The organism is Chitinophaga solisilvae (assembly GCF_009928525.1).
GTDB lineage: Bacteria > Bacteroidota > Bacteroidia > Chitinophagales > Chitinophagaceae > Chitinophaga > Chitinophaga solisilvae.
This window is the reverse complement of sequence record NZ_JAABOK010000009.1, coordinates 281025-301251: the sequence shown is the minus strand read 5'-3', so window position 1 is coordinate 301251 and position 20227 is coordinate 281025. Positions and strand designations below refer to the sequence as shown.

The following is a 20227-nucleotide window of genomic DNA, read 5'->3' as shown; positions in this document are numbered from 1 at the left end:
CTACCTGCTGTGCTGACAGGGCAGCCAATCACATGAAATTTTAAATCAATATATCTACCGCCAAAAAAGGGCCTTAGCGGCCCCTTCTGTTACATTAAAACACCCCATTCGTCATCGCGTTCCGGGTAGTCCTTATACTTTTCTTCTCCCCCTCTGTCTTTCCAGTCGGAATCAATCACCAGTTTGGAACTGATCCCGCCGCGGGGATTACAGATCAGCGTAAGCCTTAGCCTGTCCGGCCCGTAGGTTTCCATGAAGTGGTCATACATAATATTGATCAGCCGCTCGTAGGAAACGATAATATCCCGCAGATGATAGACGTACTGCTTGAGCGCTTTCAGTTCAATGATCCTGTTTTTCGGATAGAACGTGATGTACAATCTGGCAAAATCAGGTTGTTCGTGTACCCCCAGGAAGGTAAACTCCGGCACCTTGATCTTCATCTCATACTTTTCGTTTGATGGATTGGGCAAGCCTTTTAGCAAAGACTTGTCTATTTGCTGATACAGTTTTCGGGTCATAAATGATTGGTTAGACAGTATAATAATCTCAAATATAATATGATTACCGTTGTTTCTTTTAATGTTTACAGTTAAATAACTTCGCGGTATGGCTGCCATGCTTATCCTGAAAAAAAATGCGGTTCTGATGTGAGATTATTCTCAGTTCCGATAATAATATATGTAACGTAACTTTACATACCTGTGGCATTCCTGACTGTTGACTGCCGCCAGTATTACCTTTTTATTGAAAACAAACTACCATGAAAAAGCTCCTTATCCTCACCGGCATATTCATATGGGGAACAGCCGTCCATGCACAATTCCTGGATCGCATCAAGAACAAAGTCCAGCAGAAAGTGAATGAAAAGGTGGATAAAAAAATAGACGAAACCATAGATAAAGCCACGGCTCCTCAAAAGAAAAACGCGCCGCCTGCGGAGCATCCTGAGGCCGGCGCCCCTGCCGTCAATAACGGTACGCCCGCTGCCGGAGGAGGGATCAATACCAACATTACCTCTTATTCCAGGTTCGATTTTGTTCCCGGCGAGAAAATTATTGTCGCCGAAAACTTCGCCCAGGACCCCGTAGGCGAATTCCCCGGTCAGTGGAACACGCATTCCGGCGCGGAACTGGTGACTGTCAGCAACCGCCCCGGCAAATGGCTAAACATCCGTCAGGACGGAGTTTTCTATCCGGAATACCTGACGGGCAACCTGCCGGAAAACTTCACGCTGCAGCTGGATATCATGGCTAACGATGAAATAGCTTCTATCTCCTATCTCGTCATCGGGTTAATCAATGCTGGCAATACTGATGAGAAATTCAGCCGTGCACCCGGTCTGGGACTCAGCACGGAAGCCCAGGGATTTAAAATACAGCTGACACCCAAGTCCAGCGGACATGGCGATTTCGGCTATGCCTCGCATGTAATCGGCTCCCATTCAACCGGATCGCTGCCGGAATTTCATGTACCGGAAAAAAACAGCGTGCGGCTCTCCGTATGGCGGCAGAAACAACGCGTACGCGTGTACCTGGACAGCACCAAAGTACTGGACCTGCCCAAAGCACTGGACCCCGGCACCATACTTAACAGCCTGGTGTTTTCCACCTATGCGCCGGCCTTCGATGATAATAACGGAGGATATTTTATCAGCAATATAACCCTGGCAGTAGGCGCGCCGGACACACGCAACAAACTGATCACCGAGGGAAAATTCACCACACACGGCATCCTCTTTGACACCAACAGCGACCGGATCAAAGCCGAATCCTACGGAGCACTGAAAGACATTGCCAATGTGCTGACCGAAAATCCCTCCGTACGCGTAAAGATCATCGGTCATACCGACGCCGACGGCTCCGACCAGGCTAACCTGGAACTTTCCAGGCACCGGGCCGCCGCAGTAAAAGCTGCGCTCAGCAAAGACTTCAATATAGACGGCAGCCGCATGGAAACAGACGGCAAAGGCAAATCCCAGCCGGCAGATAACAACAATACAGAAGTGGGGAAAGCGAATAACAGGAGAGTGGAGTTTGTAAAAATGTGATTATTTGGTTATTTGAGATTTGGTTATTTGAGATTTTGTATCCCATCCTGGTATTCCTTAGCACTTATCAGTACAGAAGAATACCAGGATGGGATACAAAATCTCAAATAACCAAATCTCAAATAACCAAATACCCGGCTATTTATGCCAGTAGTTATTCTGCACGGAGGCATCCATAAACAGGTTACCTTCCAGCATAACGGTATTCACAGGTTTGCTTGCCGGCACGGTCAGGGTTACCTCGCGGGTATTGGCTTTCCAGACGGCGGGCGTATGATGGGTGGTAGTTGAGGTTCCGTCTTCATACCTCACCAGTATATCGAACGGGATGGCAAAGCCACCGTTGTTTTTGATTTTTACAGTTACCTTATTGCTTTTCTGCGATACGGTTTCTGCTGCCAGGTCAATATAGTTATTGCTGAAGAACCAGTTGTTCCAGAACCAGTTCAGGTTCTGCCCGGCGGCAGCATTGAAGGCGTTGAAGAAATCCCATGGAATAGGATGCTTACCATTCCAGTCGCGCATGTAGGCATGCAGACATTTTTTAAAGAGGTCATCGCCCAGCAAATCCTTCAGGGCCAGGTAAGCCAGCGATGCCTTACCATAGGAGTTGCTGCCATAGCCCATTCCGCTTACCTGGTGCGACATGGAGATAATAGGCTGGTCTTCTTCGGCAGAAAGATCGCTGATATATCTTTTCACCCGGAATTTCCGGTAGAAGTCATCCGCTTTTTCCTTTCCTTTTGCCGCGATACCGGCGAGATATTCAAAGGTAGTAGCCCATCCTTCATCCATAAAAGCGTAGCGGCTTTCGTTGATACCCATATAGAAAGGGAAATAGGTATGCGCAATTTCATGGTCCTGTAACAGCTGCGCGAAGTCCAGGTTGTTGCCACCTACGGTAGCGTCGTTCACCATCATCGGATATTCCATATCGGCATACCCCTGGAAGGCGGTCATCACCGGGAAGGGATAGGCCACACCCGGCCACTGGTGCGAAAAAAAGTTCAGCGCTGTATGCGCATAAGTTACAGAATGACGGAAGTCCGCCGCCGTATCATTATAGGCAGCCTGTACACTGGCCCTGCGGCGGGTGGTACTGTCTACCATTACGCTGGCGGCATCCCAGACATAATGATCACTGATACCTGCGGCGACATCGGCGATGTGATCGGCCTTGAAGCGCCAGGTATTCCAGTCGTTCTGCCTGGTTACCTTTCCGCCGCGTACTTCTTCCAGTGTAGCAATATGCTGCAGGTCATCTGCCCCCAGTGATTTTTTAAAACGTGTAAAGATCTCCGGCTGTAATACCTCTTCCGCATTGAGCAGTTCGCCGGTTCCCCAGACGATAAAGTTTTTTGGCACCTTCACGGCTACACGATAATCATTGAAGTCACTGTAGAACTCCACCCGGCCGGTATGCTCCAGCAGATCCCAGCCATTGTAATCATCGTATACGGATATACGCGGATAATAATATGCCAGGAAGAAGGTAGTGCTGTCGATAGCGCCTTCCCGGCCGCTTTCCACGGACAGCTCGTAATGCCAGGCCACAGACAGCTTCATACTGTCGCGCGCCACCAGCGGAGCGGGCAGCCTCACCAGCGACACAGTGCCGGCGTCATTGTCATATTTTACCTTTGTGCCGTTGATAATCAGCGTATCGATCACCACGCCAGCAGACAGATAGTCTTTACCGGAATACCCGGAGCGCGGCGCTTCCGGCTTATGCACATTGCAGATAAGCCGCATGGCGATGGCGGACAGGTCGTTGGGACTGTTGTTGATATAAGTGATACTCTCCCGGCCGTATACGATTCTGGAAGGCGGAGCAGCCGTAATCTGAATATCATAGCGGGCTTTGTTCTGCCAATAGTTGTTGCCGGGTTTACCATTCATATTCCTGGTGCCCATTGCATAAGCCTTACTGACATTACGCGGCATGTACAGCTCCTGCGCGCCGGCATGCAGCGCTGCAGTACCCGACAGCAGGAAAGCAAAGATGAATTTTCTCATAGCAGTATTTTAGACGCTTAAAAATACGGAAATACAAATAGTAACATCCGGGTAATACATGTTGAGCGGGCCATAAAGCTGATGCTCTGCCGGTATGATTTATTGCTGTTCCGTAAGACCTATTGTTTTTTGGCGAACAATGCGCCCAGCGCTTTATACAACGCCCTGTGCAGGATAGTCAGGTGGTTTTCTTCCGGCAGGAACATAAAGGCTACCCGGAGTTGGTCATTACCAGCAGCACGGATAGCTGTAGCCAGCTGGGCGGCATCGCCTTCCATCTGGGGCCCTTCGCTACCTACGAGTACATATACCCTTGTCTGCTTTTTGAAAGGCGTTTTTAACAGGGCCGGCGCTTTATCCAGCAGGGACTCGTCATCCCACCACAGGCTGGGGCTTACAATAATATACTGATCAAAGAGATGGGATTTTTTCAATAGCATCTCCGTAGCAAGCAGCCCTCCGAGCGATTGCCCGATCAACGTACGGGAGCCATTGGTATGCAGGTTCTTTTCCACATAGGGCTGTACTTCCTGTTCCATAAATTGCAGGAATTTTTCGGAATGCCCGGTGGTAGGCCATTGCTGCAGATCCTTCTTGTTCCGCGTAGGGAACGTAAAATCTCTTTTGCGGTCTGTATTGGCGATGCCGACAACAATAGCCGGGGGCATCTGTTCCGTAGCGCAGAGGAACCTGACCAGTCCGGCAACATGCAGGAAGTCTTCCGACATAGCCCCATCCAGCAGGTATATCACCGGATACACTGCTGTATCCTTTTCATAACCTTCCGGCAGATAAATATTCAGGGTCCTGTCTTCTCCCATTACGGAGGATTTCAGTACGGCTGTCTGTCCGATGCTGAGCGGCTGCCTGCTGATCTGTTGTGCCTTCAGGGCGATGCCGCAGCATAGTCCTGTAAAGAGAAGCATAATTTTTCTGTACATATGGATTGAAAGTTGGCCGGTTAAATTAAGAAAAGATGGGAACTATGAATGACGAATTATGCCTGACGGGTTAACACAGCCCATAAGCGGATGGCTACCAGCTCCGGCAATATTGGCTGAGTGCGCCACAGCAAAGGATTTGCGGTCATTATTCTACGTGCGCAGCCATTCCTGCTACACAGGCTGTAGAAAAAAATACAGCTTTCCGCCTCAAAAAGGACCATTTACCCCGGCACAATTTTTTCACTCCTGTTATCGGATGTTTCTAACGGGGTGGCCTCCTAAAAACAGGTCTGAGATCATACCCATAGCACCTGAAACGGGTAATACCGGCGTAGGAATAAGGAACAACCGAAGACTCCGGTAAACATACCGGAGTCTTCTTTTTATTGACTGGTATAGCGTTTCTCAAAAAAAATTGCAATTTTTGGATATATTTAATCCATAACCTATTGCTAATGATGAAACAACTTCTATGCGCGTTGGTTGTTCTGCTTACCTTCACCAGCCAGGTATCCGGACAGAAAAAAACCGGCAACGTTGCACTCAAAGCCATTTTTAACAGTGCGGGCAACATCACCCTGCCAACCACCATCCCTAACCTTACCCGGCAACTGGGTAACAAGCCGAAAGAAATTAATGACGATGTTCACAGCACCGCCTATGAATGGCAGCTGCCCAACGGCGTAAACATCTCCACCCTGGGCGAGCCCAATGATATTTTTGCGGTCTTCCTGGAAAGTAAAACCACTACCGCCGTTGGCGGCCTCCCCTACAAACTGGTGCTCAACGAAACCAGTAAAACCAGCTGCAACACCACCTTCAGGGCCTTTAATGTGCAACCCTGGGGAGAAAGCGGCCTTACCTTCAAACGCGACGGACTGTTTAACTATCTTGATTTCAACATGGACGGGAAGCTGGTGAGCGTGAGTCAGAGTACGTTTGATTTTAATACTATCAATTAGGCGTTGAATTACGAATTACGAATTGCGAATTACGAATGTAGAAGCGAAGAAAAAAGCGTAGATATAGGAGGATTAACTATTGGGAATCTCCTTATATCTACGCTTTTTTCTTCGCTTCTACATTCGTAATTCGCAATTCGTAATTCGTAATTTAAAATTAAAACCCAATCACTTCCTTCACTTCCACCTCCCACATTTCCCCCTGGGCAGTCACAAAGCGGTATTCGCCATCTATGCGGCAGAGTAACGGGAAGGTATATACGGCAGAGAGAGAGCGGTAGCCGGGGGTACGTGGAATCATGACATCGTTGAAACGTCGGCTGGTGATGGGTTTACCGTCAGGGCCGAGGATGCTGAAAAATCCTTTTTCCTGTACCAGGAATCCTTTCCCTTCTTTATTACAGAGTACCCTGTCGTAGATGGGGGGTAGTTTGATGTTACCCTGCATGTCCGCAACGCCGGTTTTAACACGGTAGTTATTCGCATCGTACTTGTATAGCGGCAGCCAGGTGCTGTCTTCAAAGTCTGAGGTGGTTAGCCGCTGATCGCAGTCATATTCCGGCGGCACCAGCAGTTTGCCGGTGCTGTCGGCATATCCGTACTTGAATTGCCCGTCAGCGGTTTTACGGAACAGCAGAATGATCCCGTTATCCAATATGGTAGCGCCGTCGTATGTGAAAGGTATTATGATGGCGCCTTTGTTGTTGATAACACCGGCTTTGCCGGCTTTTACCAGCGCGGACAGGTTTTTTCTGAATCCGGATATCCCTGGCAGTCCGTTCATTTCTGATAAGGGATAGGTGTCGGAGATATTTTTTCCTGTAACGGCATTCCAGAGAAAGCTGTTGCGGCTGTCGGAAACGATGAGAATATCCGGCTGACCGGAGAGTGCAGCATAGTGGTATGGCAGGGTCGTAACCTTTCTGGCATCGCTGTCGTACACCAGCCACCGGGAGGCGGTATCGCTGATTCGCTGCTGTAACAGGTAACGGTTGCTACCTGCAGCGCTGATACTGTTATAGGCGGCCGGTAGTATTTCATTGCCTTTGAAATCCCGTAGTCCGTACAGGAAATCATAGCTGTCTTCAGGAGCGGCGCCTACACGCAACCAGTTATCGTTGCCGGAAAATATTTCCAGTTCCCGGTAAACGGGCGCAAAGATTTCTTTACGGCTTTCCAGGTCATACACTCCTCTGCCTTTGTCTGTGGTTACGCTCAGCAGCGTTGGCGTCAGGAAGGAATAGCTGTTATAGGCCGGCGGCAGCAGCTGTACACCGTCGGTTGTATAGAGGCCGGTACGTTCCCGGTAAACGGTTTCAATGAGTTCCGGATGCCCCTGCAGCGGCTCTACTTCATGGAATGCCGGGGCCACCAATGTCCGGGTGCCGGGGTTGTAAAAGCCGTACAAGGCTTTTTCCTTTAGCACAAATACCGGTGGATAGCCATGGCTTTGCCGGTCGCTCAGCAGCGGGGATATTTCGGTGTAATCCTTCTTCAGCAGCACTTTTCCGGTGCTATCCATAATATTATACAAACCATTACGGGAGATAATCAGGTAATCGCCCTTACAGGTAATATCACCATCGACAGACGGCGGGATCACGATGCGGCCGTTTTCATTGACTACGCCGGATTTGCGGTTAGCGGTAATAATAAGATAAGGTCCGCTGGCATAGTCGCCGTAAGGATCGGTGATGTCGTCGTATATGAAATCCAGGACGGTAGTGCCGGCCGCGTTGATAAGTCCGTAGCGGCCGTTCTTCTTTGCTTTCAGCAGACCGTTGCCCATCAGCTCCACTGCTGCGAATGCGGGAGGCCCGTATTCTTTCTTCAGGTCCAGGTTGATGACTACCGGTTGTTTGTTTTTCTGAAAGCTCAGCACCCATTCATCAGCGCGCATACGCATGTGGGAATGTTCATAGCGGAAAGGTATCAGGATGTCGTTTTTGAAAGATACCACTCCCCATTTGCCCTGCTGCTGTGCGTATACGTATTCGCTTTTGCTGCCGCAGCCACCACAGTAATCGATTTTTTCATAGATAGCAGGCACTATCAGCTTATTTTCCGGTACGCTGAAAATACCCCATTTGCCGTTTTGTTTTACATCGAAGTGAGTATCATCCAGGATGCCGGCTTCTTCGAACAGCAATGGCAGCAGTATCTTCCCTTCTGTGCTGGCGTAGGTCATTTTTTTGCCGCGGCGGAGCAGCAGGTAGGAATGCCATTCGTTGGAGATGGTATCATAGGCTGCCGGTACCAGCCATTTACCGTGATCGTCTGTAACGCCGAACTGGCCGTCACGTTTCACGATGAATACATCCCGGTTCTCATTGAGGTAAACGGAACCGCCGGCAATGCTGTCTACCGGATGATAGGTGCTGATGATGGTATCAAATACCTTTTCGCCGGCAGTATTGATATACCGGCCCTTCCCCTTTTCTTCCAGGCGCGCCAGGCCGTTGCTGAACAACGATGCGCGCTGGGCTGTACTGTAAAGGGTGATACCTGTAAGGGCTGCTGTTAACAAACTTCTCCTAATCATTATATCCTTTTTCTTTCTTTGATTTAAATGGTAATGGATTTCCCTGCTGATCGAGATAGAAATACCATTCCCCCTGCTTCACCAGTACCGGGAAGGTGCGGTTGCCATATCCCCGGTTGGTGTTCAGCACTTCATATTCCGCAGGTATTATCACTTTCCCGGAAGCATCTGCCAGGCCGTTTTTTCCGTTCCGGGTCAGCTTGAAACATTTGCCGGAAGAGGAATAGCCGGCTTCGTCATACTCCGTCGGGATAACTGTCTGACCGGCTCCGTTGAGGACCCCTGACTTCCTGTTCAGAGTGACCTCATACAAGGTAGTATCGTAGATCTGCCGGATAGATGCATACTGTACAGGGATAATGACAGTGCCGTCTTTTTTAGCTACCCCAAAGCGTTCACCCTGGCTCAGCTTCAGCATTTTGTCTCCCAGTTCTGTAATATTATCATAGATAACGGGCAGTACTTCTTCCTGTTTACGGTTGATGATACCATACTTACCATCTTTCCCTGCGATAGCCAGCCCATTCCAGAATTCGCCCACATATGCGTACTGATCGAATGTAACGGGATTACCCTGCCTGTCGATAAACAGGTTATCTTTTCTGTTGGCTGTAATTTTCAGCAGGCCATCTGTAAAGGTGGTATCCAGGCGGCGTACAGCGGCGGGGCGTAATATGCTGCCGTTGGTATAGGTGTTAAATTCCCAGTCCTTGTTCTCATATAGTTTTTTTCCGGAGGGATCTGTCAGTGCGGTCAGCCGCCCGTTGTCCCCATAAGTGGTTTCAACCAGCAGGTCGTTGCTGAGCGGATGAAAGAAACCGTAAAGTTTCGGTCCCCTGATACGCTCCCCGTTACGGGTGAAGATGCTGGAAGTATCGCCATCCCTGGTTTCCAGCAGGCCGCTGCTCTTCCAGGTGATGGTGGTAAAGGCCGGTGGCAACACTTCCCTGCCGGTGGCCAGGTTATATAGTCCTACTTTTTCTTTCCTGCTGACCATAATAAAATCAGATTTGTCAGCGCCGGCACGATCATCATTATACGTATAGCCGGTACCGTAGGAAGCCATTATATTATCCCAGGAAACGGGCAGGAGTATTTTGCCGGAGAGGTCTGCCAGCCCGGCTTTTTTGTCTTTTATCATCATGACTACAGGGCGCTGATGGTGCATGACAATACGCAGAAAATGGTATTCTACCGGCAGCAGTGGTTTACCGGCAGCGGAGAAAAGCCCTGCCAGACCGGCTTTTTTCGCGACGATGAAATAGGTCAGCGAATCCGTGTCACGAGGGGCATAGGCGCCGTTGCCACGATTATCCATTACTTCTATTTCATCGTGTACCGTTGGCAGCACTTCCTTGCCGGCAGCGTTTACGACGCCGCATTTATTACCTTTCCATACGACTACGAGGCTGGCGTTGACAAATGCTTTGGAGTACTGCGGAGCCAGGATGGTTTTGCCTTGCCGGTTAATGAAACCGGTCTTATCCTGTTGTTCCACCATCAGTAATGCCGGCGAAGGTCCTCCAGCGATGCGGTTGTACAGCGCCGGGGTTACTTCCTTCCCGTTTTTATCCATGATGCCTGATTTATTATTCAAAGTATAACAAATCAGATCTCCGGATTTATCTCCAAAGGAATAGAACTGATGGTATCTGACAGGTGTCAGCAGCGAGCCGTCGTGGCGGGCGAGGCCCGTCAGTCCGTTGAGCGTTACACTGATGATACCGGGAAGCACATAGCTGTTATGGACGTTTTCATATTCAGGTGTCTGAATTACCTTGCCTGTTTTCATTTCAGCCCAGCCCCACAGGCCATTTTTCCTGAATTTGATCAGCCGGGGATTCAGGGCATCCACATCCTCGTATACCGGCTCAAGGAGTATATTTCCTGAGCTGTCTGCCGCGCCGGTTTTTCCGTTCAGCTTAAAGGTCACGAAGCAGTAATTATTATCGGGGTTATCCTTTTTATCTTCCGACTTAATTTCCACTGCATCGTACTTAAAGGGTACGATGACTTTACCATGGCGGTTGATTGCACCATAGGCATCCTGTTGTATGCCGCTTACAATTCCGTAGTAGCCGTAATGGCTGGTTTTATCCAGTAATACTTTTCCGGAAGCATGCAACCATTTTTTCTGATGCTGCACCATCACCGGGGCGAACACACCATCGAAATTACCGAGATAGTCTGCTACTGCCGGTTGCGGCGACTGAGCAGATACAGGCAGGGCCAGGGCAGATAAACCAGCTAACAGTACGGATAAACAATTCCATTTCATAGACGAATTCCTATTTTTTAAGGGTAACATTATTTTTTCCCGGATGGCGGATCACGCGCAGGCGGCCTTCCGTTGTGATGACTGTTGCCAGCCCTTCGCGGAAGGGTGTTACCTGATCAAACTGCGGCGGGATGGCCATATTGCCGGAGGTATCCATATAGCCCCAGGTGCTGCCTACTTTAACGGGCAGCAGTTTTTCCGAGAAGGCTGCGCCAGCATCGAGGATACACCTGCCGGAAGCATTACACAGGGGCACTGCAATAATACTGCCGGAAGCGTGGAGCAGCAGCAGTTTTCCATTCCTGACACCGGTAGTTTCACCGCCTGTCTGAACAATAGCGGTGCTGTCAGTAAAAGGCAACGGCCGGTTGTCAAACCGGGCGGGGAATACAGTTTCTCCTTTTTTATTGAAAAAGCCCCACAGGTCATCTTTATTAAAAAGTGCCAGGCCGCTGGAAAAATCGCCGACGATCTCCGCATCTGTGGTGAACAGCAGTTTCCCGGCGGGATCGATGACGCCCCAGGCGAAAGGTACTTCATCCGGGTTGTATGTCTGCATAGTTTCGTGCCGGTTGTTTTTAACGCCTGCGGATACCAGTGCCACACCATCGGCAAACTCTCTGGCTATCCGGTATTGCGGTGGTATGCGCCAGTTGCCGGCAGTGTCCGTATAGCCGTAGAGGTTATTCTTCCGGACCAGGAGCAGGCCGTTCCGGAACTGCATCGGGTTTACGCGTACTTCACGGTACATACCGCTGTACAGGTGATCGCGGAGGGTATCTGTTCTGACGTAGCGGCTGTTCAGTACCGGATGGCCGGTAGTGCTGATATACTGCCATACACCGTTTTTACTGACTGCGGCGCGGTGGCCGGAGAAGTCTTTTACCTCATCGTAGGCATACGGGATAACCAGCCTGCCGCTGCGGTTGATAAATCCGAAGCGCCGGCGGCCATCGATTTCTTTTCCAACACTGGCCAGTCCTTCATGAAAATCGCCGGCAGCCTCAAAGCGGGGGCTGATCACAACAGTGCCGTGTGTATTCATATAGCCATACCTGTTATTACCGGCTTCCATACGGGCCAGTCCTTCACAGAAGCTGCCTATGGTCAGGATTCCTTTCCTGACAGGAAAAGCGTCTGCCGGCGCCTGTGCAGGCACTGCAGCCGGGGGGCAGCAGAGAAAAAAAGATATGACGATGCTTTTCATCAATGGCAGACCGGGTTTGAGAATCAGGACATTGTTTGCATTTCAATGTGTATGGCCGTGGTTATACACTGCAAATATGGTATTTTTTTCCCGTCTGTCACTATACTTCAGTAGATGACTGTAGATTTGCGTTCAGCGAATGTACCCCTTTGTAATCCCGACCTGGCTAAAAACCCGTTGAAATGCTATCCATCTCTTTTCTTTTTCTTTCATCTCAAAAACAAAAAACATGAACTCCAACTTCATCAGAAACGTGTTCTGTGTTGCAGTACTGGCATGTAGCATGAGCGCCTGTACGAAACAACTGAAACAAGACCCTGTAACAGACGCACAACGTTTAAATGCAAACGGCGCAGCTGCTGCCGCAGCGCCGGCAGTTGACCCGGATGGTGCAGCTTTAAGAAAATTACTGAATGCCTATGGCCCTTCCTTTGAAATCTACCGTGTAAGCGGTGAGCAGGGCGGCAAGATTGTTTCCAAAAGAGGGACTATCTATTCCATTTCCCCGAATTCATTTGTTACCAAAAGCGGCGCACCAGTCACTGGTCCCGTTACCGTTGCTATCAAGGAAATCCGTGATGCCAGCAACATGATCTTCGCTGACAGGCCTACACGTACCAATAATGGCCAGGCGCTGGAATCTTTCGGCGAATTTTTTGTAAGAGCCAACGATGCCGGCGGCCAGCCGCTGAACCTGCGTAAAGACAGCGCCATTGCCGTGCAGGTGCCTGTTAAGCCGGGTAATTTCGACAGAGTGCCGATGTGGGGTGGCGATAGCACCATCACCCGTACGCTGTCCGGCTTCAACCACCTGAATCAGCCTACCACCGTTACACAGGACGTAGCAGTGGTAAAAGGTATCGACTGGACGCCTAACGGCCAGTTCGCCCTGTTCAACGGCACTACGCTGAACTTCCGCCTGGACAGCCTGATTAAATGGTTTAACTGCGACCGTCTTACCGGCAACAACCCAAGAACAACCGTACTGGGCTACTTCACCAACTTCTACAACCCGAACACCAACACCAGCTACATGGGCGAAGAACCAAGCATGCTGTTCTTCAAGGCAAGAAATGTAAACTCCATCGTTAAATTCTATAATGTTATTCTTAACCCGGCGCCGGGCTTCCAGGGTTTCCTCAGCTATCAGACCAGCGTGCCTGTTAACCAGCAGGGAACATTCCTGGCGATTACGTCGCTGAACGGGAATTTTTATGCAGAGCAGAAAGATGTGGTGATCAGTGCACCTCCTGCGGGTCAGAACTATACTTCTGTCAGCTTTAACCTGGTACAGGTATCTGCTACAGATCTGGTTAACCTGATCAACAGTATGAATACCAAGTAATACAGGTGTTCATTTTTTTTAACAGGAAGAACCGCTCCGGGGGGAAAGGTTCTTCCTGTTTTCATTTTCAGTTCATGTGAAAGCGGTAACTTCAGGAAGTGCTATCGTAAACAGATATACGAATTTATTCCTGCCGGAACGATAGTGTAAAGCCGTTGTCCGGCATTGAACGAATGCTGTTCCAAAAACGGACAATTCAACGGCGGGCATATATACAAATTATTGGTTAACAGCGTGCTGTATTATGGCATCATACTGGTATCCGGAGTCTGACCCGGCATACACCGGTACAGGCATTGCCGGAAAACATCAGATATGTTCAGAAATTATGTAAAGATTGCTGTCAGGCAACTATCGAAAAACGTTACATTTTCCTTTATCAATATTGCAGGTCTTGCCACCGGAATGGCTGCCTGTATGCTGCTGTTACTGTATATCCGGCATGAAATGAATTATGACCGGCATCATTACCGTTCCGGCGATATCTACCTGGTTAACAGCGAAGCTGTTTTATCTACCGGCGCGAAAGAGGAATACCCTGCGTTATCCGCGCCTTATGCCTCCGCGCTGACAACCGCCTTCCCTGAAATCATGCAGGCAGCGCGCCTCTATGTAATGGAAGAAAAGACGCTGCTGGGCATACCCGGGCAACCTGCTACTGCTTTCTATGAAAAACGCGGATGCCAGGCAGACACCTCCTTTTTCTCCCTGTTTGCCTATCATTTTTCAGAAGGCGATGCCCGTAATGCGTTACGGGAGCCTGGTTCCATCGTACTTTCCGCCACCGTGGCAAAGAAACTTTTCGGGGACAAGCCGGCCCTGCATAAAATCATTACCCTCAACGGCAAAGAGACATACCGCGTCAGCGGCGTTTACAGGGATGAAAGCGGCCGCTCACATATAGATGCCCGCTTTTTTATTCCCCTGGGGTCCGGCTGGATGGGCCACTTCCTGCGACAGCCGCAGCATTATGCAGGCAACAACATCTTTTATACTTATCTGCGGCTACATCCCGGCGCCTCCGCAGCAAGGCTGAACCGGAAACTGCCTGCCTTCATGGAACAGCATGCCGGCGCGGAGCTGAAAGCAGCTGGCTTCAGTAAACGTATTTTTCTTACCCCGGTACACAACCTCCACCTGCACGATCAGCTGGGCACTATTGTAACAGCCACCAACAGTCGCGCCTATCTGTATATGCTTGCATCGGTGGCCCTGTTGATACTGCTGATTGCCTGCGTCAATTTCATGAATCTTTCCAGCGCACGCGCTGTACGCCGCGCTGCAGAAGTAGGCATCAGAAAAGTGCTGGGCGCAAAAAAAGGAGAACTGATACGGCAATTCATGGGCGAATCCCTGATACTGGCACTATTGGCGCTCGGTGTTGCCTTCCTGCTGGTATGGCTGGTACTACCGCTGTTCAGTCAACTTACCAGCAGGGAACTAAGCAGTGCATTACTGCTGCAACCCGGCGTTATCACAGCTTTCATTTTACTGGCAGTACTGACGGGTATCGTCTCCGGCAGTTACCCTGCATTTTTCCTGGCAGCCTTTAAACCTATCTCTGTATTAAAAGGCAGATATGCCAACACGATGCACGCTATCAGCTTCCGGCGCGGACTGGTAGTATTTCAGTTCGTCATTGCAGTCGGCCTGATACTGGCTGCCATGGTGATACGCGATCAGATGCACTTTATACGGCATCAGCCGCTGGGCTTTCAACAGGACCAGCAGGTGGTGCTGCCACTGAACAGCGAAGCTGCGCAGCAAGCCTATACCGGTATCCGCAACAGTATGCTGCAGCATCAGCAGGTGCTCGGTGCAGCAGGCGCCGTGTACTATCCGGGCATCAGCAATCCGACCGACTTCAGCTTCTACCGGCCGGACCAGACAGTAAACGATATTCAGCATGTACGCATCAACCAGGTAGCACCGGAGCTGCTGGAAACAATGGGCTTCCGGCTGGCAGCAGGCCGTGGCTTCACTCCTGCTGATACTTTCCGCAATATGATCGTCAACGAAACCACCCTGCGTAAATTCAATATCCCGGCGGATAAAGCCATCGGTTATAAACTCAACTTCGACTGGGAGGGCGTAACTTATCCCTATCAGATTATCGGTGTGGTAAAAGATTTTCATTTTGAAGATCTGCACAAAACCATTACGCCATATGCCTTTCTGACACAGCCGGCAGGATTTAATTACCTGATTGTACATGTACAGACGGCAGATATGCCGGAGACAATAGCCAGCCTGGCGCAGCAATGGAAAACAATAATACCGGAAGAACCATTTGAATACAGCCTGCTCCAGGAAGATTTTCAGCGGAATTATCATGCAGACCTGCAGACATCCAGATTGCTGGACTTTTTCACAGGTATTGCTATATTCATTTCCTGTATGGGATTATTTGGGCTCGCTGCTTTTGATGCGCAGCAGCGCATCCGCGAAATAGGTATACGCAAAATCATGGGTGGGTCCGTACTGCATATCACCACCCTGTTATCGAAAGATTTTCTGCGACCAGTAATTACGGCCATTCTCATTGCCGGCCCGCTGGCCGGTATCTGTATGCAGCACTGGCTGAATAACTTTGCCTATCATACCCATGTCAGCGGCCGGACATTTCTGCTGGCAGCCATGATAGCCATTACTATGGCGGTGCTCACCACCGGTATGCAGGCACTGCGCGCAGCATTATCCAATCCGGTAAAAAATCTCAGGGAAGCATGATAAAACACGGTGGTTGCCGTTATAACGGAGAAGTACAAACGAAGTATTATAAAACAGGAAAGCGTAACCGGACAATGAGCCTTGCCGGATACGCCTTACTTTTCCGGATACACTGCCGGAATCAGCTGCACTAGTCTTTCCACGCATGGCGTAAAAATCTCAGCCAGTTGCCATGCATGACATTTTCTATATCGGTAGCAGTATATCCTCTTTTTGATAACAGGTCAGGCACCTTTTGCAGGTCTGCAATGGTTTCCAGGTCGTACGGACATTGCTCTTTACCAAAAGCGCCGTCCAGGTCGGAACCGATGCCGATATGCAGGGAGTTACCTGCCAGCTGGCAGATATGATCCATGTGATCGATCATCTTTTCCAGGTTGCAGTTCATTGCTTCCGGGGTAGACTGTTGCCTTACCCAACCCGGCACCATCATCCAGGCATCCAGTGCACCGCCAATGACAGCGCCTTTCTGAATGAGTGTGCGGATCATGTCGTCGCTGAACTGGCGGTTATGATCTACCAGTGCGCGACAGTTGTTATGGCTGGCCCAGACAGGACCATGAAAAATATCCATGGCATCCCAGAAGGCATCATCACAGAGATGTGTTGCATCCAGGATCATGTTGAGCTGTTCCATTTCTTTGAGCAGTGCGCGGCCCTGTTCGTTCAGGTGGCCGGTAGCATCGGTGCCGTTAGCATAGCGTCCCGGCCCGTAGTGTGCGGGGCCTGCCGCGCGCAATCCTTTATTATATGCTTTCTCCAGGTGTTTCAGTGTCACGATGGAGTCTGCCCCTTCCAGGCTGAGTATATAGCCTATAGGCTTTTTATCGTTGGGAGTGCCGTCGTTCCAGAGGGAGAGGTGTTGTTCCAGCGCTTTTTTATCTTTTATCATCACCATCTCGCCGGCATCTTCCATGGCTTTGTACCAGGCCAGCTGGCCCTGTGTCTGCGCCCATGCCTGCTCAGGAGAATGCCATCCCGGCAGCGGGTTATCCGGCGCTACATATCGTCCTATCTGTGTGGCCACTACCAGTCCGATATTGCCCTTCCTTAATTCAGGGAAGGCTACCACGCCTTTCGTGCGGTCGGGTTTATCATTCAGTCCGGCCTCACGGCGGCGGATGGCGCTGACCGGCTGCTGCAGGTCCCTGTTCCATTCCAGCGCGTTCATGCTGAGATCCAGATGTGCATCTATCGTAAACATATACTTGTATAATTAACGTACAATTCTTCCCGACAAACCATTCTTCATCAGGTCGGTCACTTCATTCCTGCTGATGATGGCCCAGTCGCCGGGGATACTCTGTTTCAGGGTACCACAGGCCACTGCGAAATCAATGATCTCCTGCGGCGGATATTGCTGCAGGATGCCGAAGAGCATACCTGCAGTAAAGGCGTCGCCTGTTCCTATCTGATCTGTGATCTGTGGCAGGGCAAATCCCCGGGAAAAATAAAACTGATCATCTTTCACCAGTGCACCGGTATATATCAGGCGGTTGTCTGTCTGCTTCCGGAAGCTCATGCCCAGTGTAGTGAGCCTGGGCATTCTTTCTTTCAGGGCGATGTAACAGGCGCGGAATCTGTCTTCCAGCGGCTGTTCCGGGTCTGTTTCAATACCGAAATATACCTGCGCGGCATCCAGGTCTGCCACGGTGATGTGGCTGTGCTGCAACAGCCGCGGCATAACAGCTGCCGGATGCTGCCCGTATTTCCACAGGGTGGAGCGGTAGTTAAAATCAGACGAGATAATCAACCCAGCGTCCAGCGCGGCTTCCAGTGCTTCTTCACAAACGGCGGCACTGCTGGCGGAAAGGGCGGCGGCAACGCCGGACCAATGAAAAACCTGTGTATCCTTCAGTATTTCCGTCCAGTTGAACATCCCTTTCTGCAGGGTGGCAAAGGAAGAATGTTCCCGGTCATAGATCACCCTGGTAGGCCGGACCTGATGGCCGGGTTCCGTAAAATACAGTCCCAGCTTGTCTCCTCCGTAAATGATCTTTTCCGTATCTACCCCGTGGCCCCGCAGCTGCTGTACACCTGCTGCAGCGATGTCATGTCCGGGTATACGCGTGATGTACGATGCCTGAATACCTAACCGCGCCAGCAACACGCATACATTGGCTTCTGCGCCGGCATAGTATGCGGTATATCCGTTCGTTTGCGCAAACCGCTGTCCTCCGTTACTGTGGAGCCTCAGCAGAAATTCTCCGAAAGCTGCCAGCCGGATATTGTTGTTATCATCCCCCTTTTGCATTGTCCCGATAATTTAAGGGAAAGATAATATTTTCCCGGACATGCCCGTCCGCAACTGTGTCAGATGGTATTAATACAGTTCAAATAATGCTTCAATTTCTACCGGGATATTATCCGGCAATGAGCCAAAACCTACTGCACTCCTCACTCCTATGCCATTCTCTTCACCCCATACCGCAGCAAATAATTCGCTGCATCCGTTGATGATGTATGGATGACGTTCAAATTCCGGTGTGCAATTCACCATGCCCAGTACTTTAATGACACGTTTTACTTTGGCCAGACTACCTACATGCGTTTTGATGGTAGACAGCATGGTTAAGCCTACCTGGCGGGCAGCCAGCTTACCCTGTTCCATATCCATATCACGGCCTATACGTCCGATGATGAGCGACTTATCCTGCTGCACAGGACCGTGGCCTGACAGATACAGGTATTTGCCATCGATCAGGTAAGGCTTGTAAACGCCCAGTGGCGCAGGGGCAGGAGGTAATTCCAATCCCAGCGCTGCTAACTTTTCTTCCGCATTGTTGTTTTCCATATTTACTGATTTAATTATTACTGACTGATAAATATATTCAATACCAATACCCCCAGCAGACCGGCTATGCCTACAATGGTTTCCATGACCGACCAGGAGAGAAAGGTGTTTTTGAGATTCAGGTTAAAATATTCCTTGAACATCCAGAAGCCGGCATCGTTCACATGGGAGAACATGAGGCTGCCTGCACCGATGGAGAGTACCATCAGGTTAGGATCTGTCTGCGATGTCAGCAGCATAGGCCCTATCATGCCTGCAGCTGTAATGCCTGCTATGGTGGCAGATCCTATACAGGCGCGTATTACCGCGGCCATGAGCCAGCCGAGTACCAGCAAGGGAATGTGCCAGGACTGCATTACCAGGGCAATGTCCTTACTCACGCCGCTGTCTGCCAGCACCTGTTTCAGCGCGCCTGCACCGGCAATGATGAGCAGAATCATGGCCACATCCTTCACCGCATCTGCATAAATAGTCATAACAGATTTAATACTGCGCTGCTGGCAGATGCCCAGTGTGAAAGTGGCGATGATGACGCAGCACAGCATTACCACCGGCGCGTCGCCGGCAAAAGCAATGAAGCGCTGTGTTTCAGGAGATGCCTGTTTCACGGCATACGTCAGCACGGTGGTCACAATCAGCAGCAACACCGGCAGCAGAGCTGTCAGAAAGCTATTGGCGGCGCCGGGCAATGCCTGCGCGTTTTTATCTTCCGCTGCAAACATGGCTGCAGGAGCGGCAGGTATTTTTTTCAGGTATCTGGCAAAAAAAGGCCCCGCGATAAGCAACGCCGGTATGGCTACTATCAGCCCGTACAGCAGCGTCAGTCCCATACTGGCTTTAAAAGTGGTAACCAGCGCTACCGGCGACGGATGCGGAGGCAGAAATCCATGAGTGATGGATAATGCCGCCAGCGTGGGTAACCCGATATATACCGCGGGTAGTTTATACTGATAGACCACCGAAAATATCAATGGCACCAGCAATACAAAGCCAACGCCGTAAAACAGGGGAATACCGATGATGAAGCCTGCAATCAGCAATGCCCATTGCACATAGCGCGGACCGAATGCCTTCATGAGGGCGTTGGCGATCTGTTGTGCAGCGCCGCTTTCTGCCACCAGCTTTCCTAACATGGCGCCCAGGGAGATGATAATCAGCAGTCCGCCGATGGTATCGCCTATCCCCTTCTGCATGGACGCGGTGATGGTATTCACCGGCATTCCCAGCAGGAAGCCGGCCAACAGCGACACCACCAGGAAAGCGAGGAAGGCATTGAGCTTTCCCCAGGTCAGTAACAGGATTAATATGAGAATACAAATAAAGACGATGAAAAAAGCCATGCCCTGCTTGCAATTACAA

The 20227-nt window shown here is 50.2% G+C and carries 15 protein-coding genes and 1 riboswitch; of the genes, 5 read left to right on the top strand and 10 right to left on the bottom strand.

Features of this window, described 5'->3' with window-relative positions; translation table 11 throughout:
- Positions 1–89: 89 nt before the first annotated feature.
- On the bottom strand, positions 90–521 hold the full coding sequence (locus GWG06_RS20245) for a preQ(1) synthase (protein ID WP_160715516.1): 432 nt from the start codon (positions 519–521) through the stop codon (positions 90–92).
- Positions 522–763: 242 nt separating this feature from the next.
- Here GWG06_RS20245 and GWG06_RS20240 point away from each other — a divergent pair, with 242 nt between their 5' ends.
- Positions 764–2050 (top strand): OmpA family protein, encoded by a 1287-nt coding sequence (locus tag GWG06_RS20240; RefSeq protein ID WP_160715514.1) that lies wholly within the window; start codon positions 764–766, stop codon positions 2048–2050.
- A gap of 138 nt (positions 2051–2188) precedes the next feature.
- On the opposite strand, the gene GWG06_RS20235 is transcribed toward GWG06_RS20240, so the two are convergent.
- Both GWG06_RS20235 and GWG06_RS20230 read right to left on the bottom strand, forming a co-directional pair.
- Positions 2189–4066: a M1 family metallopeptidase gene (locus GWG06_RS20235; RefSeq protein ID WP_127034833.1), complete on the bottom strand. Its 1878-nt coding sequence runs from the start codon at positions 4064–4066 to the stop codon at positions 2189–2191.
- Between the two features lie 119 nt (positions 4067–4185).
- Complete coding sequence (locus GWG06_RS20230; protein ID WP_235938440.1) at positions 4186–4992, bottom strand: alpha/beta hydrolase; 807 nt, start codon at positions 4990–4992, stop codon at positions 4186–4188.
- Positions 4993–5266: 274 nt separating this feature from the next.
- Positions 5267–5365, top strand: a riboswitch (TPP riboswitch).
- Between the two features lie 100 nt (positions 5366–5465).
- Here GWG06_RS20230 and GWG06_RS20225 point away from each other — a divergent pair.
- A complete protein-coding gene (locus GWG06_RS20225; protein WP_160715512.1) occupies positions 5466–5972 on the top strand; it encodes a hypothetical protein in 507 nt (168 codons plus the stop codon).
- A gap of 157 nt (positions 5973–6129) precedes the next feature.
- Here GWG06_RS20225 and GWG06_RS20220 read toward each other — a convergent pair whose 3' ends face one another.
- The 3 genes from GWG06_RS20220 to GWG06_RS20210 are packed head-to-tail and all read right to left on the bottom strand — an operon-like array spanning position 6130 to position 11999.
- Positions 6130–8514, bottom strand: a complete 2385-nt coding sequence (locus GWG06_RS20220; RefSeq protein ID WP_160715510.1) for a WG repeat-containing protein — start codon at positions 8512–8514, stop codon at positions 6130–6132.
- On the bottom strand, positions 8507–10792 hold the full coding sequence (locus GWG06_RS20215; protein ID WP_160715508.1) for a WG repeat-containing protein: 2286 nt from the start codon (positions 10790–10792) through the stop codon (positions 8507–8509). The genes GWG06_RS20220 and GWG06_RS20215 overlap by 8 nt, the downstream gene beginning before the upstream one ends.
- 10 nt (positions 10793–10802) lie before the next feature.
- Positions 10803–11999 carry a WG repeat-containing protein gene (locus GWG06_RS20210; RefSeq protein WP_160715506.1) on the bottom strand — a complete coding sequence of 399 codons (1197 nt, stop codon included), beginning with the start codon at positions 11997–11999 and terminating at the stop codon, positions 10803–10805.
- 229 nt (positions 12000–12228) lie between these two features.
- Between GWG06_RS20210 and GWG06_RS20205 the strand changes: the two genes are divergently transcribed.
- The 3 genes from GWG06_RS20205 (at position 12229) to GWG06_RS20195 (ending at position 16208) form a co-directional block, all read left to right on the top strand.
- Entirely contained in the window at positions 12229–13344 is a 1116-nt protein-coding gene (locus tag GWG06_RS20205) for a hypothetical protein (RefSeq protein ID WP_127034845.1), read from the top strand.
- Between the two features lie 315 nt (positions 13345–13659).
- Positions 13660–16074, top strand: a complete 2415-nt coding sequence (locus GWG06_RS20200) for an ABC transporter permease (RefSeq protein WP_160715504.1) — start codon at positions 13660–13662, stop codon at positions 16072–16074.
- On the top strand, positions 16071–16208 hold the full coding sequence (locus GWG06_RS20195; RefSeq protein WP_160715502.1) for a hypothetical protein: 138 nt from the start codon (positions 16071–16073) through the stop codon (positions 16206–16208). The genes GWG06_RS20200 and GWG06_RS20195 overlap by 4 nt, the downstream gene beginning before the upstream one ends.
- Here the strand turns inward: GWG06_RS20195 and GWG06_RS20190 are convergent.
- From GWG06_RS20190 to GWG06_RS20175, 4 genes are all read right to left on the bottom strand, one after another.
- Entirely contained in the window at positions 16205–17278 is a 1074-nt protein-coding gene (locus GWG06_RS20190; protein ID WP_160715500.1) for a dipeptidase, read from the bottom strand. The two genes, GWG06_RS20195 and GWG06_RS20190, sit on opposite strands and share 4 nt — an antisense overlap.
- A 12-nt stretch (positions 17279–17290) precedes the next feature.
- A complete protein-coding gene (locus GWG06_RS20185) occupies positions 17291–18328 on the bottom strand; it encodes a sugar kinase (protein ID WP_127034849.1) in 1038 nt (345 codons plus the stop codon).
- A gap of 69 nt (positions 18329–18397) precedes the next feature.
- The gene (locus tag GWG06_RS20180) at positions 18398–18868 is read right to left on the bottom strand and encodes a RidA family protein (protein WP_127034851.1); all 471 of its coding nucleotides are present in this window, start codon (positions 18866–18868) and stop codon (positions 18398–18400) included.
- Positions 18869–18885: 17 nt separating this feature from the next.
- A complete protein-coding gene (locus GWG06_RS20175) occupies positions 18886–20208 on the bottom strand; it encodes a gluconate:H+ symporter (RefSeq protein ID WP_127034853.1) in 1323 nt (440 codons plus the stop codon).
- Between the last annotated feature and the right edge of the window lie 19 nt (positions 20209–20227).